Origin of the sequence: Aeromonas sp. QDB39 (assembly GCF_027707585.1) — a bacterium.
In the GTDB taxonomy this organism is placed as follows: domain Bacteria; phylum Pseudomonadota; class Gammaproteobacteria; order Enterobacterales; family Aeromonadaceae; genus Aeromonas; species Aeromonas hydrophila.
Window position 1 is genome coordinate 1 of record NZ_JAPCIV010000053.1, and the last position, 24904, is coordinate 24904.

At 59.8% G+C, this 24904-nt stretch carries 22 protein-coding genes; 10 read left to right on the top strand and 12 right to left on the bottom strand.

Features of this window, described 5'->3' with window-relative positions; genetic code table 11:
• Positions 1 to 64: 64 nt before the first annotated feature.
• Both PG899_RS21880 and PG899_RS21885 read right to left on the bottom strand, forming a co-directional pair.
• A complete protein-coding gene (locus PG899_RS21880) occupies positions 65 to 808 on the bottom strand; it encodes a hypothetical protein (RefSeq protein WP_270697685.1) in 744 nt (247 codons plus the stop codon).
• A 674-nt stretch (positions 809 to 1482) separates the two neighbouring features.
• On the bottom strand, positions 1483 to 1881 hold the full coding sequence (locus PG899_RS21885; RefSeq protein WP_042065484.1) for a VOC family protein: 399 nt from the start codon (positions 1879 to 1881) through the stop codon (positions 1483 to 1485).
• Between the two features lie 75 nt (positions 1882 to 1956).
• On the opposite strand from PG899_RS21885, the gene PG899_RS21890 reads away from it, so the two are divergent.
• The 3 genes from PG899_RS21890 to PG899_RS21900 all read left to right on the top strand — a co-directional run bounded on the left by PG899_RS21890 (position 1957) and on the right by PG899_RS21900 (position 4646).
• Positions 1957 to 2877 carry a helix-turn-helix transcriptional regulator gene (locus PG899_RS21890; protein WP_179101440.1) on the top strand — a complete coding sequence of 307 codons (921 nt, stop codon included), beginning with the start codon at positions 1957 to 1959 and terminating at the stop codon, positions 2875 to 2877.
• 188 nt (positions 2878 to 3065) lie between these two features.
• Positions 3066 to 4067, top strand: a complete 1002-nt coding sequence (locus tag PG899_RS21895) for a sensor domain-containing diguanylate cyclase (RefSeq protein ID WP_077096480.1) — start codon at positions 3066 to 3068, stop codon at positions 4065 to 4067.
• Between the two features lie 159 nt (positions 4068 to 4226).
• Positions 4227 to 4646 (top strand): hypothetical protein, encoded by a 420-nt coding sequence (locus PG899_RS21900; protein WP_077096481.1) that lies wholly within the window; start codon positions 4227 to 4229, stop codon positions 4644 to 4646.
• A gap of 63 nt (positions 4647 to 4709) precedes the next feature.
• Here the strand turns inward: PG899_RS21900 and PG899_RS21905 are convergent, their stop codons facing one another.
• The 4 genes from PG899_RS21905 to PG899_RS21920 all read right to left on the bottom strand — a co-directional run bounded on the left by PG899_RS21905 (position 4710) and on the right by PG899_RS21920 (position 8088).
• Positions 4710 to 6704 (bottom strand): methyl-accepting chemotaxis protein, encoded by a 1995-nt coding sequence (locus PG899_RS21905; protein WP_077096482.1) that lies wholly within the window; start codon positions 6702 to 6704, stop codon positions 4710 to 4712.
• Between the two features lie 225 nt (positions 6705 to 6929).
• A complete protein-coding gene (locus PG899_RS21910) occupies positions 6930 to 7280 on the bottom strand; it encodes a hypothetical protein (protein WP_011707650.1) in 351 nt (116 codons plus the stop codon).
• A gap of 219 nt (positions 7281 to 7499) precedes the next feature.
• Positions 7500 to 7826: a hypothetical protein gene (locus PG899_RS21915; RefSeq protein ID WP_011707649.1), complete on the bottom strand. Its 327-nt coding sequence runs from the start codon at positions 7824 to 7826 to the stop codon at positions 7500 to 7502.
• Between the two features lie 82 nt (positions 7827 to 7908).
• A complete protein-coding gene (locus PG899_RS21920) occupies positions 7909 to 8088 on the bottom strand; it encodes a hypothetical protein (RefSeq protein ID WP_102987847.1) in 180 nt (59 codons plus the stop codon).
• 180 nt (positions 8089 to 8268) lie between these two features.
• Here PG899_RS21920 and PG899_RS21925 point away from each other — a divergent pair, with 180 nt between their 5' ends.
• The 3 genes from PG899_RS21925 (at position 8269) to PG899_RS21935 (ending at position 11978) form a co-directional block, all read left to right on the top strand.
• A complete protein-coding gene (locus PG899_RS21925; RefSeq protein WP_011707648.1) occupies positions 8269 to 8991 on the top strand; it encodes a response regulator in 723 nt (240 codons plus the stop codon).
• A 4-nt stretch (positions 8992 to 8995) separates the two neighbouring features.
• The gene (locus PG899_RS21930) at positions 8996 to 10387 is read left to right on the top strand and encodes an ATP-binding protein (protein ID WP_077096484.1); all 1392 of its coding nucleotides are present in this window, start codon (positions 8996 to 8998) and stop codon (positions 10385 to 10387) included.
• 103 nt (positions 10388 to 10490) lie between these two features.
• Positions 10491 to 11978 (top strand): transporter substrate-binding domain-containing diguanylate cyclase, encoded by a 1488-nt coding sequence (locus PG899_RS21935; protein ID WP_190283810.1) that lies wholly within the window; start codon positions 10491 to 10493, stop codon positions 11976 to 11978.
• A gap of 34 nt (positions 11979 to 12012) precedes the next feature.
• Here the strand turns inward: PG899_RS21935 and PG899_RS21940 are convergent, their stop codons facing one another.
• From PG899_RS21940 to PG899_RS21955, 4 genes are all read right to left on the bottom strand, one after another.
• Positions 12013 to 13959: a ligand-gated channel protein gene (locus PG899_RS21940; RefSeq protein WP_139391707.1), complete on the bottom strand. Its 1947-nt coding sequence runs from the start codon at positions 13957 to 13959 to the stop codon at positions 12013 to 12015.
• A gap of 408 nt (positions 13960 to 14367) precedes the next feature.
• Positions 14368 to 14580 carry a transcription antiterminator/RNA stability regulator CspE gene (gene cspE, locus PG899_RS21945; RefSeq protein WP_011707644.1) on the bottom strand — a complete coding sequence of 71 codons (213 nt, stop codon included), beginning with the start codon at positions 14578 to 14580 and terminating at the stop codon, positions 14368 to 14370.
• Between the two features lie 399 nt (positions 14581 to 14979).
• Positions 14980 to 15264: a DUF3811 domain-containing protein gene (locus PG899_RS21950; RefSeq protein ID WP_024946369.1), complete on the bottom strand. Its 285-nt coding sequence runs from the start codon at positions 15262 to 15264 to the stop codon at positions 14980 to 14982.
• 148 nt (positions 15265 to 15412) lie between these two features.
• A complete protein-coding gene (locus PG899_RS21955; RefSeq protein WP_077097346.1) occupies positions 15413 to 16291 on the bottom strand; it encodes a cation diffusion facilitator family transporter in 879 nt (292 codons plus the stop codon).
• A gap of 453 nt (positions 16292 to 16744) precedes the next feature.
• Here PG899_RS21955 and PG899_RS21960 point away from each other — a divergent pair, with 453 nt between their 5' ends.
• The gene (locus PG899_RS21960) at positions 16745 to 16867 is read left to right on the top strand and encodes a hypothetical protein (protein ID WP_011707641.1); all 123 of its coding nucleotides are present in this window, start codon (positions 16745 to 16747) and stop codon (positions 16865 to 16867) included.
• 80 nt (positions 16868 to 16947) lie between these two features.
• Here the strand turns inward: PG899_RS21960 and PG899_RS21965 are convergent, their stop codons facing one another.
• Together PG899_RS21965 and PG899_RS21970 are read right to left on the bottom strand one after the other, a co-directional pair.
• Positions 16948 to 17706: a substrate-binding periplasmic protein gene (locus PG899_RS21965; protein WP_077097349.1), complete on the bottom strand. Its 759-nt coding sequence runs from the start codon at positions 17704 to 17706 to the stop codon at positions 16948 to 16950.
• A 167-nt stretch (positions 17707 to 17873) separates the two neighbouring features.
• Positions 17874 to 18452 carry a single-stranded DNA-binding protein gene (locus tag PG899_RS21970; protein WP_077097351.1) on the bottom strand — a complete coding sequence of 193 codons (579 nt, stop codon included), beginning with the start codon at positions 18450 to 18452 and terminating at the stop codon, positions 17874 to 17876.
• 523 nt (positions 18453 to 18975) lie between these two features.
• Here PG899_RS21970 and PG899_RS21975 point away from each other — a divergent pair.
• From PG899_RS21975 to PG899_RS21985, 3 genes are all read left to right on the top strand, one after another.
• Positions 18976 to 19635 (top strand): LuxR C-terminal-related transcriptional regulator, encoded by a 660-nt coding sequence (locus PG899_RS21975; RefSeq protein ID WP_077097353.1) that lies wholly within the window; start codon positions 18976 to 18978, stop codon positions 19633 to 19635.
• 95 nt (positions 19636 to 19730) lie between these two features.
• A complete protein-coding gene (gene uvrA / locus PG899_RS21980) occupies positions 19731 to 22559 on the top strand; it encodes an excinuclease ABC subunit UvrA (RefSeq protein WP_011707637.1) in 2829 nt (942 codons plus the stop codon).
• A gap of 140 nt (positions 22560 to 22699) precedes the next feature.
• On the top strand, positions 22700 to 24385 hold the full coding sequence (locus tag PG899_RS21985) for a diguanylate cyclase (protein ID WP_179101486.1): 1686 nt from the start codon (positions 22700 to 22702) through the stop codon (positions 24383 to 24385).
• Positions 24386 to 24904: the final 519 nt, after the last annotated feature.

The window sequence follows — 24904 nt, forward strand, 5'->3', positions numbered from 1 at the left end:
TGGATACCGTGTCTCCTTTCCCGGGGAATGGCTATGGCACAGCGAAGGTGTAGCACTATTGGGATCAGTTATTTAGCATATATATGTTAGAGAGAAGGGCACTTATAGATGTTCCTTGTGGTATGCCTTTTCCAGTCAAGTTGGTTTTTATTAACTCAAGGCCTCGTACTTTCTCTCTAAAAGTTTTTATATCGCAGAGTCTTAATCCTGCAGTGTTGGGATTGTTTTTAGATACTTTAAGTGCCGTATACAACATGTCTCTATTGACTACGGAGGATTTTGTTAGAGACCTATATATATTAAAGTGGTCATTTGGTAATGAGTTTTCTTGGAGTAGTTTATACCACATTGTTTTGAGTATTTCATGATCTAAATTATCAAAAAAACCAGAAATATCCATCGCGATTGCAGTGCAATTACCATAAGACTTTATTTTTTCAAAAGCTATGTTGGCAAAATCAATATTACTTTTACCAAGAGACCTGAAAGCAAGGACGGAGTCTTTTAATTGCGATTCAGAGAGGGTTTTTTCATATAAATCAGATAATAGCTCTGCATAGTAAGAATAAATGTGAGAGTCGACATGTGATGCGTATGAAATTGGTCTTGTTTTGATTTTCTTTAGAACATTACCATCTTTGTCTATTGATATTTTAAGGCTTTGTATATCGTACTTTATTAGCGGGAAGAATGCATGTTGGGCGACATTGAGGGGAGATTTTACTATCTTACATGCTTTCCGCAATTTTACTGGAGAATCAAAATGTAAGTAACCACGACTCCGAAACCATTTATTTTCTGAGTTCATTATATAAAGCCTTAAATTGCAAAACCCGGAAAGGTAAAGGACTGTGGCCATCCGATTCCCAATCCGGGCTTAACAAACGTACTTAAATACGCATTCACAACATCGATATGATGCCGGCCACGAATGTCAGATATGATATATGATACCATCATCGCAGGAGTGTTCGACGTGAGTCTACTAGTCAGCTGCGGCCATGCAAGTCGTCTGCTAGCCAGTGTACTGGTGAGCGTTCTACTTGACAGCTTGTGATACACCTTACTTCCTAAATAAGTAAGCGAAAACATGATAAATAATGGTGAGGACAAACTCAATAAAATATTTGTATATTGCTAGAGATTTTCAATCTATCTAGCAAAACTTATTTTTATTTTTTAAAAAATCGTAAGTTTGGCTTCGTAGGTTCAGTCCTAATCTACAAGTTGCGTTGGCTGTGGCTTCTAATAATGAAGCCCCATGTTTGTTGAGCATCTCTTTTTCCAACCCCTCATCCCCAGCCCTTCTCCCGCAAGGGGAGAAGGGAGCAAATATGCTGTCCGATTACGCTTCGCTAACCGAACCTACGTAGCTGATGGATTGCGGTTAGCCAAACCGGTGTGGTGGGCGATCATATCCCCGATGCGGTTTTATCCCCTCTCCCTTTGGGAGAGGGTTAGGGTGAGGGGAGCATTCAGGTATTAGATGGTGAGCTCCAGTCGGTTGCCTTCCGGGTCGAGGAAGGTGCTCTCGTAATAGCCATCGCCGGTCCAGCGGGGGCCGTCCAGGTGCTTCACCTCGGCGCCTTTCAGCAGCTTGAGGCGGGCGGTCATCTTGTCCACCTCCTCCACGCTGCCGAGGGAGAAGGCGATATGGGCCAGCCCCTGCAACGGGTGTGGCAGGTGCAGATCCGCCGGAAACAGGATGGGGGTGTGCATCAGCTCCAGGCTGGCGCCCCCCTCGAAGCGCACGAAGTAAGAGCTGAACTGTTTGCTCGGGTTGTGATAGCGCTCATTGGCCTGCCCGCCAAACAGGGTGCAGTAGAATGCCTTGAGTGCCTCCAGATCCTGCGCCCAGATGGCGACGTGATGGATATGCATGGCTGGTCTCCTGTGACTTGATGCCCTTGATGTTATGCTGGGGCCTGTCCCTTCGACATGGCTGAGCCCGTCCTGATGATGTCTGAAACTGCCAACACCGATCTTGTCGATGTCTCCCCCGACTGCCGCGAGCAGATCTGTTGTGACAGCCTGCTGCCGGCCCTCGCACAGGAGCAGGTCTGGCTGGCGGGCTATTCCCGTCTCAAGACCCGCTACCGTATCGCGCGCCGCTTTGCCGATGTGCACTGCTTTCTGCTGACCCTGGGCGGCGAGGGGGAGGTGCAGGTAGGGGATCGCCGCGAGCGGTTGCAGGTCGGGGAGTGGGCGTTGATCCCGGCCGGGGAGCCGCTCTGCTACCAGCTTGGTGAGCAGCTTAGTGAGCAGGTGAACGAGCCGTTGGATCAGCCATTGAGTGAGACGGGCGAGTGGGAGCTGGTGTGGCTGCTACTGCACAAGGATTCCCCCTGGGATGCCTTCGCCAGCCATCCCCGGCTCGGCTGTACCTCCCAGCAGGCCACCGTGCTGCGCACGCTCGAGAACCTCTATGCGGAGCAGGAACGTCATCAGGACCCGCTGCTCAGCGCCCTGCTGGTTGAGCAGCTCGGCTTTTACCTGCGCCGGCTGCTGCAGAAGGGGGAGGGGCAACGGCGTGGCGAGCGGCTGGCGCTGCGCCTCGAATTGCTGCTCAAAGAGGCGCTGACCGAGCCGTGGGACATAGCGCGCATGGCCGGCGCCCTGCACCTCTCCGAACGTCAGCTCTACCGGCTCTGTCAGCAGCACTTTGCGCTGGCCCCCATGGCGCTGCTGCAACGGCTGCGGCTGCAGCGGGCGGCGCTCTTGCTGGCCAGCCGGGCCGACTCGGTGAAGCTGCTGGCCGAGCAGTGCGGCTTCAAGAACGAGTACCACTTCTCCACCGCCTTCAAACGCCAGCATGGCCTGGCGCCCAGCTACTATCGCAGCCTGCATCATCCCGCCTTTAAAACCGGACAAGGGTGAAATATTGAGCCACACTGGTTGCTACTGTTATTCAGACGAACCCGATGGCGGCCGATAACCGGAACAAGCGGTGGCGGTTTTCATCGATCAACGGATAGCGGGCTGTGCAGCTGTCTGCCGCTGTCATTTCTCAACATCAGGCTGGAATGCCCTGCACTTTGCGGGGCGGCAAGACAAGGATGGTCTCCATGCTGCAGGACAGCGACACGATCAGGATCTCGGACGTCAGCGAGGCCGTAATACACGGCATTCTGGCGGTGGTGAGCGACGGGATCTGGGACTGGAATGCCAATACCGGCTTCGTCTATCGCAATCCGGGCTGGTATCAGATGCTGGGCTATGAAGCTCACTCCCTGGGCAACAACGTCTTCACCTGGGAGAGCGTGATCCACCCCGACGACATGGATCGGGTGATGGCCAGCTTCGATGCCTACCTGAGCGGCGCCGCCCCCGATTACCGGGTCGAGTATCGCTGCCGCAGCCGCGCCGGCGACTATATCTGGATCGAGGATTGCGGCCGTATCATCGCCCGCAACCCGGATGGGTCGGTGGCCCGGATGATCGGCGCCCATCGCAACATCCACGCCCAGAAGCTGCTGCTGGAGCAGCTGGAGCGGCGCAACCACACCCTGGAGCAACAGATTGCCGAGCGCACCGCCGAGCTGGTGCGGCTCAACGAGGCGTTGCAGCAGAAGGCGGAGGAGAACCGCCAGCTGGCGGAGACCGACGCCCTGACCGGCGCCGCCAGCCGCTACCGGCTGGAGCGGGCCATCCGCCAGGAGTGCGAGCGGGCCAAGCGCTTTCACCAGCCCTTCTCCGTCATCGCCATGGACGTGGATGACTTCAAGCAGATCAACGACAACCACGGCCACCACGCCGGGGATCAGACCCTGATCAACATAGTGGCGCTGGTGCGCAGCCACATCCGCGAAATAGATCTTATTGCCCGCTGGGGTGGCGACGAGTTCATGGTGGTGCTGCCCAATACCGGCCGGCTCGATGGCCGGCTGGTCGCCGACAAGCTGCGGGAGCTGCTGGTGCAGTCGCGAGTCTGCCAGCACTTCGATATCACCATGAGCTTCGGGCTGGCCGAGTACCAGCCGGACGAGCACATGAGCCAGCTGATGGTGCGGGTGGATCGGGCCCTCTACCAGGCCAAGCTGACGGGCAAGAACCAGATCTGCGAGTAGTCCGCCCATAGCCTGCGTCGATGGTCCGGCGAAGCCGCCGCCATGTCGGATTATTCTGGTTATCCCCCCCGAATGCGTCTTGACCGCACCCTCATCTTGACTCCGTACGAGTACGCTGGTCTGATGCGCGCTCTTTAATCCCCCGCGAGACATGAAACGATGAAAAAGAGCATCCTGGTTGCCCTGACTGCACTGCCCCTGATGGCCAACGCCGGCCTGATGGATTCCCTGACCGACACAGTGACCAGCAGCGTGACCAGCACTGCCAAAGAGATGGCCGGCTCCGCCATGGACAGCGCCTCCAATGAAGCGATCAAGAAGGCGCTGGACATCAAGGAAGGCGGCTCCAACAAGCAGGCCATCAAGGACAAGCTGGGCGCACCGGCCAGCACCAAGACCGAAGCCGGTCTGGATGTGTGGACCTATGACCTGGGTGCCCTGAACAAGGTTTCTCCCATGCTGGCAGAGACCTCCAAGACCCTGTTCAAGGATGCCGAAGCCGCTCAGAAGAACGTGCTCATCAAGTTCGAAGGCGAGACCGTCAAGACCCTGAACCTGGTCGACAAGACCAAGGCTTGAGTCTGAAAGACGTGCATGAAAAAAGGGGCCCACAGGCCCCTTTTTGCTGTCTGATGCTGGCCGTCAAACCTTGAAGCGGTGTACCAGCGCCAGCAACTGGCGATTGGAGCTGAGCAGCGCCGCTGCACTCTGTTCGGTGTGCTGGCCGTTTTCCAGCAGCAGGTTGAGCATGTCGCGAATGCTCACCATGTTGCGGTTGATCTCCTCGGTTACCCGGCTCTGCTCCTCGGCGGCGGTGGCGATCTGGCTGCTGAGGTCGTGGATCCGCACCACTGAGTCGGCCATGTTGTCGAGCCCCCCCGTCACCTGGCCCGTGGTATCCGCTGCCGTCTGACAGCTGCGCTTGGTATGTTCCATGGCGACCACGGCTTCGGCGACGCCCTGGGTGAGGCGCGACAGCATGCTGCCCACCTCGGCCGTGCTGTTCTGGGTGCGCGCGGCCAGGGCACGCACCTCGTCGGCGACCACTGCGAACCCGCGTCCCTGCTCACCGGCCCGCGCCGCTTCAATGGCGGCATTGAGCGCCAGCAGGTTGGTCTGGGCGGCGATGCCGCCGATCACCCCGAGCACGCTGCCGATCTGCTGGGCATCCTCCTGCATCTCCAGCACCTTGGCGGCCGCCAGATCCACTTCATCGATCAGGGCCACCACGCTGGCGGAAGCCGATCCCACCACGGTGCGTGAATTGGCGGCCTGGCCGTTGGCGGCGTCGGTGAAGCTGGCCGAATCGCTGGCGTGTTGCGCCACGCTGTCGGCGGTGGAGCTGAGTTCGGTGAGTGCGGTGACCACCTGCTCCGTTTCGGCGGCGTGTTCGTTCAGGATCCGTCTGGCCTGGCCGGTCTGCTGATCGAGGCGTGCCAGCTCGTGGGTGATGAGATCGGTGGCGTCCGTCACCTGTACCATCATCTGCTGCAGATAGGCGATGAAGCGGTTCACCGACAGGGCGATGTGATCCAGCTCATCGTGCCCCTTCACCTGAATGCGGGCGGTCAGGTCGGCATCACCGGCACTGAGGGCATCGATATTCTGCTTGAGGGTCTGCAGCCGGTTGCCGAGTTGACTGACGGCCAGCAACATCAACCCGAACAGCAGCCCTACCAGTGGCAGCTGGATAGAGGCCAGGGTGGTGAGCACATCCCTGCTGTCTTGCGTCAGCAGGCTGGTTGGCAAGGCGGTCGCCAGCAACCAGGGAGTCCCCTCGATGGCTTGCAGCAGCAGGGTCTGCTCCTCCCCCTGATCCTGGAAAGTGGTGCGCAACTGCGCCTGGCTGCGGGCTTGACCGAGCAGGCCGGCAATGGCGCTGGCGAAGGGATAATCGGCGTGAGCGGAGAGATTGCCCAGCACCACATCACCGTTCAGGCGGGCGTTTCGGCTCAGGATCTTGCCGTCAGCCTCGACGATCATCACCTGGCCACCGATCTCCTGCTCCTTGCTGGCCACCAGATCGTTGAAGAAGCCCAGGGTCACGTCTATGGTCGACACCCCGTAGAGGGCTCCATTGCGGTAGATCCCCATGGCGCAGTTGGTTCTCGGCTGCTGGCTGGCGCCGTCCTTGTAGGCGGCGGCCCAGGCACACATGCCTTGAGGGGCTTGCTGTCCCGCCTTATGCCAGGGTTGTTCGAAGTAGTTGGGGGCCTCAGCAGAGTTCCAGTAGGTGTTGGGGATCAGCTTGTTGGCCGCATCCCTGTGATAGAAGGTGCTGAACTTGGCGCGACCGGCTTCCCGCTGATCCGGCAGTGGCCAGATGCCGCCGCCAAACACCATGGCATTGCCGTATTGATCGATCAGCGCTGGCAGCAGGGCATCGATCTGTTCGCTCGGCAACTGGGCGACCAGCTGGGTGATGCTGCGGGACTGGCTCTGCACCCCGTTGAGCTGATCGCGGATGTCGGTGGCGATCTCGCTGACCCGCAGCGCCACATTCTGTTCACCGGCCTTCTGCAGCGCCGGCTTGATCCAGAGCTGGATGCCAAATACCGTCAGGGCACATACCAGCGCCATGAATCCCACAAAAACGGCGCTATAGCGCCCCTTGATTGTCCCCAGACTCCACCCCATAACGACTCCTGTCTTGTATTGGCTCGCCGATGGGCGACCTTGTTATGCGAGGCGTCATTATTAGCTATTTCGAACATAAAACGTTTGTTATCGCTCACAGAACCCGGAGCAGGGAGGAAGGGAAGTGAGGGATGTTGGAGTGGATCTCGGCGGGTAACCGGCCGAGCGGGAGGGCGGAACGAAAAAAGGGTGGCCGAGGCCACCCTGTTTCGGGTCGAGGCGCGTTTACTGATGCGCTTCGGCGAACTGCTTCATCGCTTCGGCGTGCTTGGTCATGCCGTCGGCACGCAGGCTCAGGTTTTTCACGAATTCAGCTTTCTTGGCCGGGTCTTCGATCTTGTCGTAACGCTGCTGCAGGTGAGTCTGGATCTGCTCCGGCGTCATGTTCTGCATGCGGGCCATCTTGTCGTGGCGGCCGCCATGGTGCTTGCCGCCCATCATGCCGCTGCCATCCATCGGGCAGTCGGTCATCATGCCGGGCTGGGCGGTGGTGACGGCTTCGCTGGCGGCATAGGCGCCGAGCGGCAGGCCAAGGATCAGGGTGGCGGTCAGCAGGGTCTTGGTCAGTTTTTTCATGGTCTATCTCCTTGCGGATTGAGTTCGGGGTCGGCTTGCTCGCCTTGACCCTAAGTAAACACCAGACTGGTGTCTGAACTTTGCCAGTTGAAGCCTATTTTGTAGCAGAGTGTGACACGGTGACGCTGTACAGGGCTTGACCGGGCGCATGCCGGGCGGGAAATAAAAATACCCCGTCAGCGTCGCCCGCTGGCGGGGTATTTTTAGGCTGGGGTCGGCTTAGCGCTGGCGACCGCTGCCGACGCTGTAGGGCATGCGATAGCTGCTGCTCTCGCCGTCCAGGCTGAGGGTCAGGTCACCCTGGGCCCGCATCGGCAGACGCACCTGCTGCATCCCCTGCAACTCGGCAGGCACCCGCTTGAGCACGTCGCCGGTGGCATTGCGGATCACCAGGGTGGGGTGTGCCTCATTGCTGCTGACGGCGTCGTGCCAGTTGACGAACAGCAGGCCGGGGGCGGCACTGACGTCGGCGGGCAGGGCGGCCTGGGCCAGGCCGGTGTGGGCCAGGCCGGCCAGCATTAACAGAGTCAGGCTCTTGTTGATCATGATATTGCTCTCCTTGGTATGACTCGCCGCAAGATGGCGGCAGAAAAGTCAGGGTGCGCAGCCGCCGCCTGGCGGCCGCACATCATGACGAAGGGGGTTCGGTCGCTCCCTTGGCGTCGCAGCGGCCGGGGGCCCTGTCGGCGGGGGATGTCTGCTTATGGTTCGGGGGGCTCGCCGGTTGGGGTGAGCTGCCGCTCGCCTTTCTGGCAAGGGCTTCGCTGGCGGCAAAGGCCAGCAGCAAGGGGGTGGTGAGGGCCAGCATGGCCTGTCTACTCCTGCAACCGATGGGATGGCCACAGTAAACAGCCGGCTTGTGTCTCAACTTTGCCGAACGGGCGCTTTTTTGTAGCAGAGTGTGGCATCTTGCTGATCTGGCACACTTTGACACAAACCGCCCGGCAGATTTTCGTATACTCGTGCCAGCTCTAACAGGAGAGGCCTCATGAACCAAAGCAGCACCCACATTCTGGTGGTCGACGATCACAGCGAGATCCGCGATCTGCTGAAGCGTTTTCTGGAACAGCACGGCCTGCGGGTCAGTTGTGCCCGGGATGGCAAGGAGATGAAGCGGCTGCTGGAGGAGCGGGAGTTCGATCTGCTGGTGCTGGATCTGATGATGCCGGGGGAAGATGGCCTGACCCTCTGCCGCGAGCTGCGGGCCAAGTCCAGCCTGCCCATTATCATGCTCACCGCCATGGGGGAGGAGACCGACCGCATCATAGGGCTGGAGATGGGGGCCGACGACTACCTCGCCAAGCCGTTCAATCCGCGCGAGCTGCTGGCCCGCATCAAGGCGGTGATGCGTCGCACCCAGGTCGAGCCGCAGCCGGCGGCCGAAACGCTGACCCGGGATCTGCGCTTCGATCGCTGGCTGCTCGACATCAACCGGCGCGAGCTGGTGGATGAGGAAGGGGTGGGCCTGAGCCTCTCCACCGCCGAATTCGACCTGCTGCGGGTCTTTCTGGAGCGGCCGCAGCGGGTGCTGAGCCGGGATCAACTGCTGGATCTGGCCCGTGGCCGCGAGGCGGTGGCGTTCGACCGGGCCATCGACACCCTGGTGAGCCGGCTGCGGCGCAAGCTGGAGCGGGATCCCAAGAACCCGGAGCTGATCAAGACCATCTGGGGCGGCGGTTACCTGTTCGCCGCCGATGTGACCCAGGTATAAGGCCGTGGGGATCCTCAAGCGTGGCTGGTCGAAACTGTGGCCCAAGGGGCTGACCGGCCAGATCATCCTGGTGGCGCTGGCCGGGCTGGTATTGATCCAGCTGCTCAGCATCCAGATCTACCGTACGGATCGGGAGGAGGCGCTCGGCTACATCAACAGCCGCAACGCCATGCAGCGCATCGTCTCCGTGGTGCGGCTGCTGGCCCTTTCGCCCCCCTCCCTCTATGACGAGATCATCAAGGCGAGCCGCAGCGAGACCCTGCTGCTGCGCATCGCCGACGAGCCGCTGCAACCGGACAACCGCAGCCCCCGCTTCGAGCAGCTGGTGCGCTCCCGGCTGGGCTACCCCTTGACCCTGATGGTGGAGATCAGCGCCGAGCTCAAGCAGGATGCCCAGCGCAGCCGCGCCTGGCAGCACCACAGCCGGATGATGAAGGATCGCAAGGGGATGCCGCCACCGCAGGACATGCGGCTGTACGGCTCCATCCAGCTGCCGCGCGGTGGCTGGCTGCAGTTCAGCTCGCTGGTGGACAAAGAATCGGCCAGCTGGTCCTGGCAGACCACCCTCAACCTGATGCTGGTGGCGAGCCTGGTGATCGGCCTGATGATCTGGCTGTTCCGCCGCGCCACCCTGCCGCTCAAGCAGCTGGCCGCCAACGCGGATCGGCTCGGCCGTGGCGAGGACATAGAGCCGCTGCGGGAAGAGGGTCCGACCGAGGTGCGCGAATCCATCCAGGCGTTCAACCGCATGCACACCCGGCTCGATCGTTTCGTGCAGGACCGCACCCGGATGCTGGCGGCCATCTCCCACGACCTGCGCACCCCCATCACCAGCCTGCGGCTGCGCACCGAGTTTCTGGACGAGGGGGAGGACAAGGAGCGGATCCAGCAGACCCTGCAGCAGATGGAGCAGATGCTGGCGGCGACCCTCAGCTTTGCCCGGGAGGAGGGGCAGCAGGAGGCGACCCGGGAGCTGGATCTGGTGAGCCTGCTGGAGAGCCTGTGCGACGACTATGCCGACACCGGCCAGCCGGTTACCTGCCTGGCGGAAGGCAAGCAGGTCTATGCCTGCCGCGCCAATACCCTGCGGCGGGTGCTGCAAAACCTCATCGGCAACGCCATCAAGTACGCCGGCAGCGCCGAGGTGTCGCTGGAGCGCACCGACAGCGAGCTGGTGATCCGGGTCTGTGATCAGGGGCCCGGCATCGATCCGGCCAGGCTGGAGGACGTGTTCAAGCCGTTCGTGCGGCTCGATGAGGCCCGCAACACCGAATCCGGCAGCGTGGGGCTGGGGCTCTCCATCGCCCGCACCCTGGTGCACCAGCACGGCGGCGAGCTGACCCTGCACAACCGGGAACAGGGCGGGCTGGAAGCGCGCATCAGCCTGCCGCTGTAAGAGCGGCAGGAGCAGGGCGGGGAGGATGGCGACGAGCCGCCTCCCCGTTTTTTATCTTGCACTTATCTGACTGAAATCACGCCTATTTCATACTCGCTCATGCTTGTTCTTCTATGCTGAAGGTGGCGATAATCGATGGCCGCACAGACGGCCAAACAGCAAGGTTGGTGCAGGGATGGCGGGCGATTCTGGTTTTCGGTGGCGAGTCTGGTGCGGGGTGTGGTTGTTGCTCTTGGCACAGGCGTGGCCCGTGTTGGCAAATACGCCGCCCAAGCCGCTCATCGTGACCAACTCCAAGGCCTGGCAGCCCTTCTCCTACCTCAATGAAGAGGGTCAGCCCGATGGCCTGCTGATCGATCTGTGGCGCGAATATGGCAGGGTTACCGGTCGTCCGATCCAGTTCAAGCTGGTGGATTGGCAGGCCTCGCTGGACCTGGTTCGCAACGGCCAGGCCGATGTCCATGGCGGCCTGCTCTGGTCGCCGGAGCGCAATCTGGTCTACGACTACGGTCAGGCCCTCTCCCATGTCGACTCCCAGCTCTTCTTCGCCAACTCCCTGCGCGGTTCGGACGTGAACTACTACCTGCTGCACGAGAGCGTGGGGGTGGTGACGGGGGGCTACGAGGAGTACTACGCCCGCAAGCACTTCCCCACCACGCGCCTGCGCACCTTCGATGACAACGACGCCATGCTGCGGGCGGCCTTCAGCGGCGAGCTGGATGCCTTCATCGCCGATCTGCAGGTGGCCAACTTCTACATCTACACCTCGGCGGATCCCACCCGCTTCATCCCGGTGCGCCACCTCTACAGCGACGAGATCCGCTTCGCCGTCGCCAAGGGCAACCAGGCGTTGCAGCAGGAGCTGGAGCAGGGCTTCTCCCGCATCGGCGAGGCGGATCGGGAACGGATCGTCCGCAAGTGGATGCACATCGAGACCGTCTACCCGGTCCATCTCTGGCCCTGGCTGCTGGCCATCGGCGGCCTGGTGCTGATGGCCTACATCATCCAGTTGCGGCGGGCGGTGGCGAGCCGCACCGCGGAGCTTATCCAGGCCAACGCCAGGCTGGAGCGCCTTGCCGGCACCGACTCCATGACCGGCATCCTCAACCGGCGCGCCTTTTTGCCACTGCTGGAGCAGCGGCTGGCCAGCGGTCAGGCCTCGGCCCTGCTGCTGTTCGATCTCGATCGCTTCAAGGGGATCAACGATCACTTCGGCCACGGGGTCGGGGACGAGGTGTTGTCGGCCATGGTGGCGCAGGTACAGCGGGTGCTGCCCGCCAGCGCCCTGTTTGCCCGCATCGGCGGGGAGGAGTTTTGCATCAGCCTGCTGGTGGCGGACATGGCGACGCTGCAGCAGTGGGCCGCCCGGATCGGGCGGGAGGTGAATAGCCACAAGTTGCCAACCAGCGCCGGGGCGCTCGGCATCTCCATCAGCACGGGGGCGGTGTGGGTGCCGGCAGGGGGCGGGGCGGAAGGTCGACGGGTGTTGTTGCAGGCGGATCAGCTGATGTATGGCGCCAAATCGCAGGGGCGCAACACCTGGCAGGCGGCAAGCTACGTGAAAGAGGGGGCTGGCGAGGCGGGGAAATAAAAAACCGCCGCCCAGAGCGGGCGGCGGCGTGTCATCAGAAGTTGTAGGTCATGCCCAGGGTGTAGCGGCGACCATCCAGCACGGTACCGAAGCTGGTGTAATCCACCGTCTTGTCGAACAGGTTGTAGACACCGGCGGTGACATCCAGGTGTTCGTTGGCCTTGTAGACCAGACCGGTGTCGAAGAAGGTGTAGGAGGGGGTGCCCTCGGCCATCTTGACCCGGCTCAGGTAATCGGAGGTCTTGCTGCGGAAGTTGACCCGTGACCAGAGGCTGACGGTTTCGGTGGTCTGCCAGTCGACCGTGGTGTTGAACATGTGGCGCGGCATCTGGTTCAGCGGCTTGCCTTCCATCGCCCCACTCTTCTGCTCGGACTGGGTGAAGGTGTAGCTGGAGGCCAGCGACCAGGCGTCATTGATGGTCCAGTTGGCCGTGCCTTCCACCCCGCGCATATTCGCCTTGTCGACGTTGATGCGGTCGCTGATGAAGTCATAGGTGTGACCGTTCAGGGTGCAGGAGGGGTTGCTCTTGCTTTCGCAGCGGCGGATTTCGGAGATCTTGTCTTCGAAGTCGGTATTGAACAGGGTCAGCCCTGTGTTCAAGCCTTGTTGACCATCCCACAGCAGGGCGATCTCCTGGCTCACGCTGGTTTCCGGTTTCAGTTCCGGGCTGCCGACCAGCATGCCGTCCTGAGTGCCGCCGCCGGTGGCCTGGCCCCAGTTGGCGGCCGACATGCGCAGATCCGGTGAACGATAACCGGTGGAGACGCCCCCTTTCAGCGTCCAGGAGTCGGCCAGGTGCCAGACCCCGTACAGACGCGGGCTCCAGTGGGTGCCGTAGTTCTGGTCCTGATCCATCCGCACGCCGCCGGTCAGGGCGAAGGTGTCGGTCAGCGACCACTCATCTTCCACGAACATGGCCCAGCTCCAGCGGGTCAGCTGATTGGCGCGGTTGGCCACGTTGAGCTGGTTGCCCTGATCCTGCAGATCCTCGTAGCGGTACTGGCCGCCCACGCTCAGATAGTGAGCCCCCAGTTCAAACTGGGTGTGGGTATCGGCGATGGTGTTGATGAGCTTCATCTGACGGCCGGGGTTGGTGTTCTCTTCCCGCTGCAGGTAGCTGGTGGAGGAGCCGAAGTCATAGCGGCCGTCGTGGGTGATGGCGAAGTTGGTGCGCTCGTAGGTGCTCAGGCTGGGTTTTGACTTGGCCGAGAGAGATTCACCCGGTGTGCGGTTGCGATCCTGCAGGCCGCGACTGGCCTCGAAATCGAAGCGGTTGTGCTCGTCCGGGGTCAGGCTGAAGACGGCCGTACCGCTGCGCATCTCCTGCTCGGCGAAACCGTTCTGGAACTGATCCTCACCGCGGTGGGAGAGCTGGCCGTTCACCCGCACCCCCAGCAGTCCATCCACCAGAGCGCCGGCCGTGTAAGCGTTGGTCTGGAAGATGTCGCCGGATTCCTTGTTCTCCTGGAAGGTCGAGTCGGCATGCAGCGAGCCCTGCCAGGCGGTCATGCTGGCGGTCTTGCGGGTGATGACGTTGATGACGCCGCCCATGGCGTCAGAGCCGTAGCGGGAGGACATGGGGCCACGCACCACTTCGATCCGCTCGATCGCCTGCAGCGGCGGCAGCCAGCCCTGCTCGATGCCGGGGCCGTCGCTGTTGGGACGGGTGCCACGGCTGTCGACCCGTTTGCCGTCGACCAGCATCAACGTGTACTTGGAGCCCATGCCACGAATGCTGATATCGCTGCTGCTGCCACCGCCGGTGATCACCACCCCGGGCACATCCTTCAGGGCGTCGGTCACGTCGCGATAGGCGCGTTTCTCCAATTGCTCGCGGGTCACCACCGAGATGGAGGCGGCGGTATCCTCGATCTTCTGCTGGAAGCCGGAGGCGGTCACGACCATGACCTCCTGCTCGGCGGCATAGGCGTGTGATGCGAGGGCGGCGAGAATGAGCGTGGTCAGCTTGTTGCGGTGCATTGTTATCATGTTGGCCTGAACTCTTTTAGTAAGAAGATGCATTCATCCTTTGGGTGAATCGATGGGGCGGTCTCATCGCATCCCGCGTGAAACCAGGACCAGAAAAGGTTCAATTGGATAATCACCAAGTCGGTCGGCAGGCATTGTAGTGATCGCTGGATGATGTGTAAATGATAATTAATCTCATTAATATTGTGCGGTTATCCTCTCACCAGCAGATATGGGATGAGGAGCATGTCTGGCGCGGTGACGGGAAGCGGGGCTGGGATAGTGAGAAGGTTGAGAGGGTCGGCAGAGGGGGAATGGTAAATGGCAGACAACAAAAAACCCGCCGAAGCGGGTTTTTTCAATTCTTGCAGCGGATCGTACCAGCCGGCATGAGCAGGCGGACCGGATCCCCGGCTTGAATTACAGAGCTACTACGTTAGCAGCAGCCGGGCCTTTCTGGCCTTGCTCGATGGTGAACTCAACGCGCTGACCTTCGTCCAGGGTCTTGAAGCCCGGGGTCTGGATGGCGGAGAAGTGAACGAACACGTCTTTGCTGCCGTCGGTTGGGGAGATGAAGCCAAAACCTTTCTCGGCGTTGAAGAACTTGACGGTACCAGTCATTTTGTTGGACATGATAATTTCCTTAAATAGTGTTTACAGTGCCAAATGGCAATCTATGATTTTTCGTCAGCAATACGTATGGGGAGCACTAAAGAAGGAGAATTATTTGATAAGAAGAATCATGGATAATTCTTATACTAATCGCTGCTTTACTAAAATGACTGCCTAACATAACCAGGTCTGAACTACCGAACCATCGCAAAAGATTAAAACATGCCCATTTTCTTAAAGCAAATTTTATCTCGCTGCGAGTGGTCGGATATCGACGCAGCCACTCTCGGTGTGGGTGTCTGCAGCGCAGGATCCTGCGGCGTTGCAGGTCGCTGGACGCATCATGGCAGAGATAGGTTCTCCGCCATGGTGTGAGTTGGCTGGTTGAGGTAGGGGGCGTTTGGGCGAGAGGATTGGCCGTCAGCGTTTGCTGCGAAACTTGTTGCTGACGGAGTCCACCCAGCTGAATGTCTCTGGCAACACCTGCTTGCTGGCTCGTTCCTTGGCCTTTTCCCGTGCCAGTTTGGCGGCCACTTTGGCGGCGGCAGCACGGTCTGCGACTATCTTGAGTCTGCCTTCCTCGCGGATGCGGTTACGCTCGGCATTGCTCAGTTGGTGATCTGCATTGGCCTGTGCTTTTTGGAGCAGCAGGGTGATCTCGGCCTTTTCGGCGTCGGTGAGGTCCTTCATTTCCAACTTTTTCACGGCGTGCTCCTGATGGCGGGAATAGTCCACCCTACCACACCTGCCGGCCGTTTATTGCACAATCGACGCCGTTTTCGAATACCGCTCCACCGGATGGCCGTTGTCGAAGTGAATGGCCTGCCGCATTCCCCCGCACGGCTCAGCGTCGTTAACCATGCCCGCTCGGTTCAACATGGATCAGCACGACGGCGTGGGGGAGGTGTCGCATGATGCCCTGCTCTATCCGATCGCAGATGGCGTGGGAGTGCTCGATGCTCATCTCTTTTGGCAAGGTCAGGTGGAAGTCGATGTGACGACGGCGTCCGGCCTGACGGCTGCGCAGATCGTGAAAGCCGCCATGCTCCGGGCAGCACTCTTCGATCACTCTGGTAGTGATGGCCAGCTCTTCCTCGTTCATGCTGTGGTCCAGCAGCGGTTGGAAGGCCTGCTTCAGCATGGCGATCGCCTCCTTGAGGATGAACAGGGCGACACAGATGGCAACAACGGGATCCAGCAGATAGAGGTTGTAGCCCAGTCTGTCGGCGATCCAGATACCGAGCAGGCCAACGGCGACCCCGAGCGAGGTCAGTACGTCCGCCTTCAGGTGCAGTGCATCGGCGGCCAGGGCCACGGACTCTTCCTCCTTGGCCACCCGGTAGAGGTAGGCGGAGACGCCGCTGTTGACCAGCGCCGAAAACAGCATTACCAGCACACCGAGACCCACCCCCTCGATCGGGGTTGGCGTGATCAATTTGCCGACGGCCTCGAATATTATCCAGCCGGCTGCCAGCAGGATCAGCAGCGCTTCGATCACGCCGGAGACGTTTTCAATTTTGTCATGACCGTAGGGGTGGCGTTGGTCGGGGGGAATATCCGATTTGCGTACGGCCACCAGCGCGATCAATGCCGCCACCAAGTCCATGGCCGAGTGAATGGCCTCGGAAATAATACTGACGGATCCGCTCAGTATGCCGGCAAATATCTTCATGATAATCAAGGTGATATTGGAGCAAACTGAGACCAAGGCCGCTCTGGTTTTTCTGGTCATGGGACGTCCTTATTCTCGCTGGAATATTTTCACAAATAGGGCTGGATAATATCAGCTTGTCCTGTGTGGCGCTGCTTTGGGTTGTAACTTTTTGTTTCTGGCGATAGTGAGAATGCTTATCTAAATTATCTCTCATTATTTAAAGAGAATTCATTTTGGCATTCAGTGCTTTATTTCATGCTGCCATGAAATAAACCTGTTTGGCGTTATTTTATAAGGAATAAACCGCTTATCCGGCCGTTCATTCCTCGCCCGGATCGGGTCAGCGGAAGCGGGTGAACACCTGCTGCCACTGGGTGATGGGATGAGGGTGGATTCTTGCGCAAGATTAGGGGTATGCTGGACTGAGTGCGATCGCAGGATCGTCACTGAAAGCGTACTGTAGTCTACGATTCGGATGGCATGCTGGAACCTGGGTTCCAACTGTCTGGGTAACATTTTTGGAGTTTGATGATGAGTAACAAAGAACATCACAACGGCAAAGATGCCAAGAAAAAACCGCAGATGTCACTGAAAGAGAAGCGCGAAGCCAAACGTCAGAAAGCAGATCTGAAAAATGGCGGCGCGATGAAGTAACGCTCCCCATGCTGTAGTTCCTTTGGAGCCAGTAACAAAAAGCCAGCCTTTTCGGGCTGGCTTTTATGTTTTCAGGAGGCTCAGGGAGTGGCCCCGTAGCGGGCAAATATGCGCTGATAACGGCCATCGGCCCGCATGGCATCGAGCCGGCGATCGAACCAGCGCTGCTGCGTCGCCTGGCGAAAGGCAAAATGGTAGTGAGTCGGCGCAAACAGATCGTATTGCCGGACCCGGCCGGGAGCATAGAGCTCGGCACCATATTTGCTGTTGGCCAGCTGTGCCAGATAGTAATAGAAAACCCGCTGCTCCAGGATCACCGCATCCACCCGCCCCAGCATCAACCTGTGCACCTGTCCCTGCTGCTTGGCGACCTCCTCGTAACGGGGATTCTGGTCAGCCATGCTGGCAAAGGCACCTCCCAACACCTGACGGGCCCGCTGGAAGGCGCTCACCCTCAGCGTCTTCATGTCGTCCAGAGTACTGATGTGGGTTTTGCCGAGGGTGAACACCCGATTGTGGAAGGCGATCACCGGCTGCGACAGGAAGACGTCGTGCAACATGCCGGGTTTGACGTTGATGATGGCATCGAGCTTGCCGGACTCCAGCATGCGGAAGGTGCGCTCCAGCGGCAGATATTCGAATTGAGGCTCATAGCCGCTGTCCCGAAAGGCCTCTCTCATCAGGTCGAGCTCGATCCCGCGACCCTCTTCTTCGATCACATAGGGCGGAATGGCGAAGCTGACCCCCACTCGCAATGGCTCGCCGGCCAGCAGCAAGGATGGCAGCAACAGGGTGGCGCAAGCCGCCACGCACAACAAGATTCGATACCAAGACCCCATGCGTTCTCTCTGGCAACTGGATTGCCCCGATCATAATCCCAAGGCGAATGATATGGGGACGTATGGCTGGCAAGACCGGCCAGGAGGCTGGATTGCGTGCCACGTCTGCGTCAATAACAGGCAAAAAAAGGCCCTGCATGAACAGGGCCTCCGGGATCTGACGTTGCTTAGAACGGAATGTCGTCGTCGAAGTCCATCGGCGGCTCATTGTACACAGGCGGTGCAGACTGTGGCTGCTGGGCCGGACGAGCATAGCTGCCCTGTTGCTGCATGTTCTGCTGCGGAGCCTGGGCAGGACGCGCCTGGTTCATCGGCTGCTGGGACTGCATACCCTGCTGCTGACCCCAGTTGCCCTGAGACTGGCCACCCATGCCCTGGCCGGCGCCGCCTTGCGGACGGCCACCCAGCATCTGCATCACGCCGCTGAAGCCATCGACCAGCACTTCGGTGGTGTAACGCTCCTGGCCGCTTTGATCCTGCCACTTGCGGGTCTGCAGCTTGCCTTCAACATAGACTTGGGAGCCTTTCTTCAGGTACTCGCCAGCCACTTCGGCCAGCTTGCCCATGAAGACAACGCGGTGCCACTCGGTACGCTCTTTCTGCTCACCGGTCTGCTTGTCGCGCCAGGTGTCGGAGGTGGCCAGGGTGATATTGGTCACGGCACCGCCGCTCGGCATGTAGCGCACTTCCGGGTCTTGCCCCAGGTTACCGATCAGAATGACTTTATTGATGCCTCGACTGGCCATAATCTCTCTTCCACCCTTTATATACCGGCCGGGCCATATGCCCGGGCCAACTCAACATATCGTTTGTTTTCTGTGAGATAGGCGACGCTGCAGGGCTGCCCCGCCACTCATGTGATGACTGTGTCCGGTTCAGCGCGCCAGTTGGCCACCTCCCCGTTTTCAGATTTTGCCCGCAATAGTAACAGTTGGGGAGAAAGAGCGCACATCTTCCTGACGCTCCATCCCGTGTCCGCCGAACGAAGGATTAACTTACACGAGGCCGACCTTGGCCAGCAAGTGAGCAGCAACGGGGAGTCATATCATCGAACGGTCGAGGCGAGAAGGGGGGCCAAAGACCGGTGTGACAGCCCCTGTCCGGCCAGGGGCCAGTATTTCACCCAAATGGGGGGGCTCGGCTAGTTATTTGTATTGCTTGGAAAATTGGTGAGTTTCAAAGGAGGCGCATCGGCGTCTAATACTTTTTTAATGCTGCAGCCTGCGGGGGGCTTGGTACTCTCTGCTGCCGAAAAACACCATGGCCGGAATGTTCAAGGACCAGCGCTTCATGATCACCCCATATCCCATCGTATTGGTAACCGAAGACAATGCGCAGGCGACCAGCTTTCAGAGCTACCTGGCCGAACAGCTGGCTCTGCCCATCCTGCTGGTGAGTGCACTGGAAGGCCTGCCTCAAGCGGATGAACTCGAGCCGCATCCGTTGTTTCTGGTGGATCTGGATTACCTCAAGTCGAGCCAGCAAACGGGGTGGCCACGGGAGATCTCCAGCCGCTTCGGGGAAGCCAATACCGTGCTGCTCAATGCCCCCACCAGTACGGATCGGGAGTTGCTGCTGATGTGGCCCCATACCAGCGGGCTCTTCTTCTGTCAGGATCCGCTGGATCGGCTGGTACTCGGCATTCGCAAGGTGCTGGAGGGGGAGTACTGGATCCCGCGTCATCTGCTGTGCGATCTGGTCAACTACTATCGCAAGGGCGGGGAACACCACCTGCGCAACCAGACGCTGCTGACCGTGCGCGAGCAGGAGATCATCCGCTACCTGATGACGGGGGCCTCAAATACCGAGATCGCCGACAGCCTGTTCGTGAGCGAGCACACCATCAAGTCTCACCTCTACAATGTCTTCAAGAAATTGAACGTGAAGAACCGCCTGCAGGCGGTGAGCTGGGCCAAGGAGTATCTCTGAAATCGATGGGGATGATGGATAAAACCTGTCTATTCATCCAGTAGTCTCTATGCCATACTGACTCGCTCAGGTTTCCGTATCGAGCGTGCAACAAGATGGAAAAGATCGTGGTCCGGGGTGCTCGCACCCACAACCTCAAGAACATCAATCTGACCCTGCCCCGCGACAAGCTGATCGTGGTCACCGGCCTCTCCGGTTCGGGCAAATCCTCTCTGGCGTTCGATACCCTCTATGCCGAGGGGCAGCGCCGCTATGTGGAGTCCCTCTCCGCCTATGCCCGCCAGTTCCTCTCCCTGATGGAGAAGCCGGACGTCGACCATATCGAGGGGCTCTCGCCCGCTATTTCCATCGAGCAGAAGTCCACTTCCCACAACCCGCGTTCGACCGTCGGCACCATCACCGAGATCTACGACTACCTGCGTCTGCTGTTCGCCCGGGTCGGTGAGCCGCGCTGCCCGACCCACGCCATTCCGCTCGCCGCCCAGACCATCAGCCAGATGGTGGATCAGGTGCTGGCCCAGCCGGAGGGGAGCAAGCTGATGCTGCTGGCCCCGGTGGTGCGCGATCGCAAGGGGGAGCACACCAAGCTGCTGGAGAATCTGGCGGCCCAGGGCTACATCCGTGCCCGCATCGACGGCGAGGTGTGCGATCTCTCCGACCCGCCCGCGCTGGAGTTGCACAAGAAGCACACCATCGAAGTGGTGGTGGATCGCTTCAAGGTGCGCGATGACCTGGCGCTGCGTCTTGCCGAGTCGTTCGAGACGGCGCTGACCCTCTCCGGCGGCATCGTACTGGTGGTGCCGATGGACGGTGAAGAGGGGGTTGCCCCCATGACCTTCTCCGCCAACTTCGCCTGCCCGGAGTGTGGCTACTCCATGTCGGAGCTGGAGCCGCGCATCTTCTCCTTCAACAACCCGGCCGGTGCCTGTCCTACCTGTGATGGTCTGGGCGTGCAGCAATATTTCGATCCGGCCAAGGTGATCGGCGATCCGGCCATCAGTCTGGCCAACGGCGCCATCCGCGGCTGGGACAAGCGCAGCTTCTACTACTTCCAGATGCTGAAATCCCTCTCCGAGCACTACAAGTTCGATCTGGAGACGCCGTGGGAGGATCTGCCACTGAAGACCCAGGAGGTGATCCTGCGGGGCTCCGGTCGCACCGAGATCGAGTTCCGCTACATGAACGATCGCGGCGACGTGGTGGTGCGCAAGCACCCGTTCGAGGGGATCCTGCACAACATGGAGCGTCGCTACCGGGAAACCGAGTCCAACTCGGTGCGCGAAGAGCTCTCCAAATACATCGCCAACAAATCCTGTACCAGCTGCGGTGGCAGCCGACTGCGGGAGGAGGCGCGCCACGTCTTCGTCGACAACCGCAACCTGCCGGCCATCGCCGAGCAATCCATCGGCGATGCACTGGCCTTCTTCGAAGGGCTGAACCTCACCGGCCAGCGCGCCCAGATTGCCGAGAAGATCTTGAAAGAGATCGTCGAGCGGCTCGGTTTCCTGGTGAACGTGGGTCTCAACTACCTGAGTCTGTCGCGCAGCGCCGAGACCCTCTCCGGCGGTGAAGCGCAGCGGATCCGGCTGGCCAGCCAGATCGGTGCCGGTCTGGTGGGGGTGATGTACGTGCTGGACGAGCCCTCCATCGGCCTGCACCAGCGCGACAACGAGCGGCTGCTCAAGACCCTCACTCATCTGCGCGATCTCGGCAACACCGTGATCGTGGTGGAGCACGACGAGGACGCCATCCGCCTCGCCGACCATGTGCTCGACATCGGCCCGGGGGCCGGGGTGCACGGCGGTGCCATCGTCGCCCAGGGCACGCCGGAGGAGATCATCAATAATCCGGAGTCGCTGACCGGTGACTACCTCTCCGGCCGCAAGCAGATCGCCATTCCCGCCGAGCGCACGCCGCTCACCGGCAAGTGGCTGAAACTCAAAGGGGCGAGCGGCAACAACCTGCGCAACGTCAACCTGGATCTGCCCATCGGGGTGATGACCTGCGTCACCGGCGTCTCCGGCTCCGGCAAGTCGACCCTGATCAATGACACCCTGTTCCGCATCGCTCACCGCGAGCTCAACAAGGCCACCGAGTCCACTCCTGCGCCCTATCGGAGCGTCGAGGGGCTGGAGCATCTGGACAAGGTGGTGGATATCGACCAGAGCCCCATCGGCCGTACTCCGCGCTCCAACCCGGCCACCTACACCGGCCTGTTTACCCCGATCCGCGAGTTGCTCTCCGGCACCCAGGAGGCGCGCTCGCGCGGCTACCAGCCGGGTCGCTTCTCCTTCAACGTGAAAGGGGGGCGCTGCGAGGCCTGTCAGGGGGATGGGGTCATCAAGGTGGAGATGCACTTCCTGCCGGATGTCTACGTGCCGTGCGACGTCTGCAAGGGCAAGCGCTACAACCGCGAGACTCTGGAGGTGAAGTACAAGGGCAAGAACATCCACGAAATCCTCGAGATGACGGTGGAAGATGCCCGCGAGTTCTTCGATCCGGTGCCGGCGGTAGCGCGCAAGCTGCAGACCCTGATGGACGTGGGCCTCTCCTATATCCGGCTCGGCCAGTCGGCCACCACACTCTCTGGCGGTGAGGCGCAACGGGTCAAGCTGGCACGGGAGCTCTCCAAGCGGGATACCGGTCAGACCCTCTATATCCTGGACGAGCCGACCACAGGGCTGCACTTCCACGACATCCAGCAGTTGCTCAAGGTGCTGCACCAGTTGCGGGATCGCGGCAACACCATCGTCATCATCGAGCACAACCTGGACGTCATCAAAACCGCCGACTGGATCGTCGATCTGGGGCCGGAGGGGGGCGCCGGCGGCGGTCGCATCCTGGTGACGGGGACGCCGGAGCAGATGAGCCGTTGCGAGGATTCCCATACGGCCCGCTTCCTGGCGCCGCTGCTGGCACGATAATCCGTTCAATAATGTGACAAGGGGCCCTGGGCCCCTTGTTTTTATTGTGGTAATTCAGTGACCTCCAGACGGTCCGATACTCCATACTTGGGGCAAGACCCTTCCCGTTTCGCATTGCCATTCAAAGGATATTGGCGTCCATGGCTCAACCGTCCCGCTCCATCGATCATTTGCTGGCCTACTCCATGTTCCCCGTCTGGGCTGGCGCTATCCTGATGCTGCTCATCGTGATCGCGCTGGCCCAGGTGCCGGCGGCGCAGCGGGTCGAGGAGCGGCGGATGCAGGATCATCTACAACGGGTGGTCAGGGCCGTGCAGGGCGACATCAATGCCATCAATGCTTTCACCCGGGATTGGGGGATCTGGGACGAGAGCTACCACTTCCTGGCCAGGCCCAATCAGGGCTATATCCACTCCAATCTGCTGGTCGACACCCCGATGCGGGACTTTGAGCTCAACGTGCTGAGTTATATGGATTTGCAGGGCTCTGAAATCTGGACTCGCACCCTGCTGCCGGAGGCGCCTGATACGGACACCACCCTGCTCCCCTTCTTTCTGGATGACCTCAAGCTGCAACTGCTGCGTGAATCGCGGCAGGGGGGGATCCACAGTCTGAGCGGGGTGAGAGGCTCGTTATGGGGGCCGCTCATCTTCTCGCTGCAGCCGGTGACCAATACCCTAGACGATGCCAAACCCAATGGCTATCTGCTGGCAACCCGTTGGCTGGATGAACGCTATCTGGACGATCTGGCGGTGCGGACCGCGCTCGCCTTGACCATTGCCCAGCCCAGAACTGGCGAGCACCAGGGCTCTTTCAAGCCGTTCAAGCCATACATGAGCTACCGGCTGGTGGATCTGGGGTTGCAGCGTGTCAGGGGAGAGGGGTTGCTGCTGGACAACGACGGCACCCCCGTCTTGACCCTGATTGTGGAAGAGGAGCGTGACGTGTTACGGGGGGCGATGGAGGGGGCGATCTGGACCTTCATTGGCATGCTGCTGATAAGCTTGGCCTGCATTCTGATGGCGCTGGCCCGCTTGCGCGCCATCGTGCTCGGGCCGATCGGCGAGCTGGTGGGGGCGCTGCACAAATTTGCCGAAAAGCAGGATGTGAGCGTGTTGCCGATCATCGACAGCAGTCAGGAGATGGCGCTGCTCAGTCGCAAGTTCCGGGAGATGGCGGCCAGGATCAGCTTGCACCACAGCGCCTTGCAGGCTTATTCATCCAGGATGGAGACGGCCGCCTATACGGATCCGCTGACCCACGCCTTCAACCGGCGCTACCTCGATGAATGGTTGCTCAATCGCGATGCGCTGGCGGCAGGCAGGGTGTTGCTGATCCTGGATCTGGATCACTTCAAGCAGGTCAACGATCGTTTCGGCCACGACATCGGCGATCTGCTGTTATGCCAGCTGGCGGAGTTGCTGCGGGGGGCCCTCGCTGAGGAGGAGCCGCTGATCCGGCTGGGTGGCGAGGAGTTTCTGCTGCTGCTGACCGGAGATGAGCCGACACGGGTTGCCCAGCGGGTCGAGCGTCTGCGCCGCAAGATTGCCGACTGCCGCTTCGGGCGCGAAGAGTTGCCGCTCTGGATGACGGCTTCACTGGGATTCTGCGATTACCCCCTGCATCGGGAGCTGGAGGATTCGTTCTGGAACCTGAGCTTCAAACTGGCGGACATGGCGCTGTACCGGGCCAAGCAGGAGGGAAGGAATCGCTGGCGCGGATATAGCGGGGAACTGGGGCCGGCGCAGTGGGATTTGAACCCGGAGCAGATTGTGGCGGGGGAGTGGCTGCGGTGTCAGGCGTCTCACACCAGCCAGTCGGCTTAGTGGGTCAGAATTAATAGCGCCATGCCGAGAACGAATCCCAATAAAATAAACAGGAAGGAGCCAATACCCCAGATGGCAGCCAGTATGGCTACTATTTTGTCCCTTCTGGTTTGTGGTTTCATAAAGAATTTCTTACAGCCCGGCTACATGGCTCGCAAAAATACTCTGGTTGGGCGAGTGAAACAACCGTTTTTAGCCGTTTAAAGCTCCGATAAGATGCATTTAAATTATTCTTTAATGTGGCTGGTTTGATTTTGAATTGACGTATCAATATGTTTTTATTGTTTATTTCGCCAATTGTCAGCCACATCTCGGGAGTCTTAAGCTGCCGTACACATCTATCTATTTCTTGGTAACGTTTGAGCTAAATCAATAACTCTGCATTCACATCCCTTTATAGTTTTCAGGCTTGCAACATATAAAACGAAAACTAAAAGGAAAACGCGAATTCAACTCCGAAGTGCAACACCCGCCAAATCAAGCAACCTGTCGTAGTTCATCAAACACGATCTGCGGTTG

What these genes read in the sequence shown, in the direction of transcription:
- PG899_RS21985 (WP_179101486.1), top strand. Translation starts at nt 22,700, where the DNA reads ATGGCTCAACCGTCCCGCTCCATCGATCATTTGCTGGCCTACTCCATG.
- PG899_RS21940 (WP_139391707.1), bottom strand. Translation starts at nt 13,959, where the DNA reads ATGCACCGCAACAAGCTGACCACGCTCATTCTCGCCGCCCTCGCATCA.
- PG899_RS21890 (WP_179101440.1), top strand. Translation starts at nt 1,957, where the DNA reads ATGATGTCTGAAACTGCCAACACCGATCTTGTCGATGTCTCCCCCGAC.
- PG899_RS21960 (WP_011707641.1), top strand. Translation starts at nt 16,745, where the DNA reads ATGAGTAACAAAGAACATCACAACGGCAAAGATGCCAAGAAAAAACCG.
- PG899_RS21910 (WP_011707650.1), bottom strand. Translation starts at nt 7,280, where the DNA reads ATGAAAAAACTGACCAAGACCCTGCTGACCGCCACCCTGATCCTTGGC.
- uvrA (WP_011707637.1), top strand. Translation starts at nt 19,731, where the DNA reads ATGGAAAAGATCGTGGTCCGGGGTGCTCGCACCCACAACCTCAAGAAC.
- PG899_RS21975 (WP_077097353.1), top strand. Translation starts at nt 18,976, where the DNA reads ATGTTCAAGGACCAGCGCTTCATGATCACCCCATATCCCATCGTATTG.
- PG899_RS21900 (WP_077096481.1), top strand. Translation starts at nt 4,227, where the DNA reads ATGAAAAAGAGCATCCTGGTTGCCCTGACTGCACTGCCCCTGATGGCC.
- PG899_RS21880 (WP_270697685.1), bottom strand. Translation starts at nt 808, where the DNA reads ATGAACTCAGAAAATAAATGGTTTCGGAGTCGTGGTTACTTACATTTT.
- PG899_RS21925 (WP_011707648.1), top strand. Translation starts at nt 8,269, where the DNA reads ATGAACCAAAGCAGCACCCACATTCTGGTGGTCGACGATCACAGCGAG.
- PG899_RS21965 (WP_077097349.1), bottom strand. Translation starts at nt 17,706, where the DNA reads ATGGGGTCTTGGTATCGAATCTTGTTGTGCGTGGCGGCTTGCGCCACC.
- PG899_RS21885 (WP_042065484.1), bottom strand. Translation starts at nt 1,881, where the DNA reads ATGCATATCCATCACGTCGCCATCTGGGCGCAGGATCTGGAGGCACTC.
- PG899_RS21920 (WP_102987847.1), bottom strand. Translation starts at nt 8,088, where the DNA reads ATGCTGGCCCTCACCACCCCCTTGCTGCTGGCCTTTGCCGCCAGCGAA.
- PG899_RS21955 (WP_077097346.1), bottom strand. Translation starts at nt 16,291, where the DNA reads ATGACCAGAAAAACCAGAGCGGCCTTGGTCTCAGTTTGCTCCAATATC.
- PG899_RS21895 (WP_077096480.1), top strand. Translation starts at nt 3,066, where the DNA reads ATGCTGCAGGACAGCGACACGATCAGGATCTCGGACGTCAGCGAGGCC.
- PG899_RS21970 (WP_077097351.1), bottom strand. Translation starts at nt 18,452, where the DNA reads ATGGCCAGTCGAGGCATCAATAAAGTCATTCTGATCGGTAACCTGGGG.
- cspE (WP_011707644.1), bottom strand. Translation starts at nt 14,580, where the DNA reads ATGTCCAACAAAATGACTGGTACCGTCAAGTTCTTCAACGCCGAGAAA.
- PG899_RS21905 (WP_077096482.1), bottom strand. Translation starts at nt 6,704, where the DNA reads ATGGGGTGGAGTCTGGGGACAATCAAGGGGCGCTATAGCGCCGTTTTT.
- PG899_RS21915 (WP_011707649.1), bottom strand. Translation starts at nt 7,826, where the DNA reads ATGATCAACAAGAGCCTGACTCTGTTAATGCTGGCCGGCCTGGCCCAC.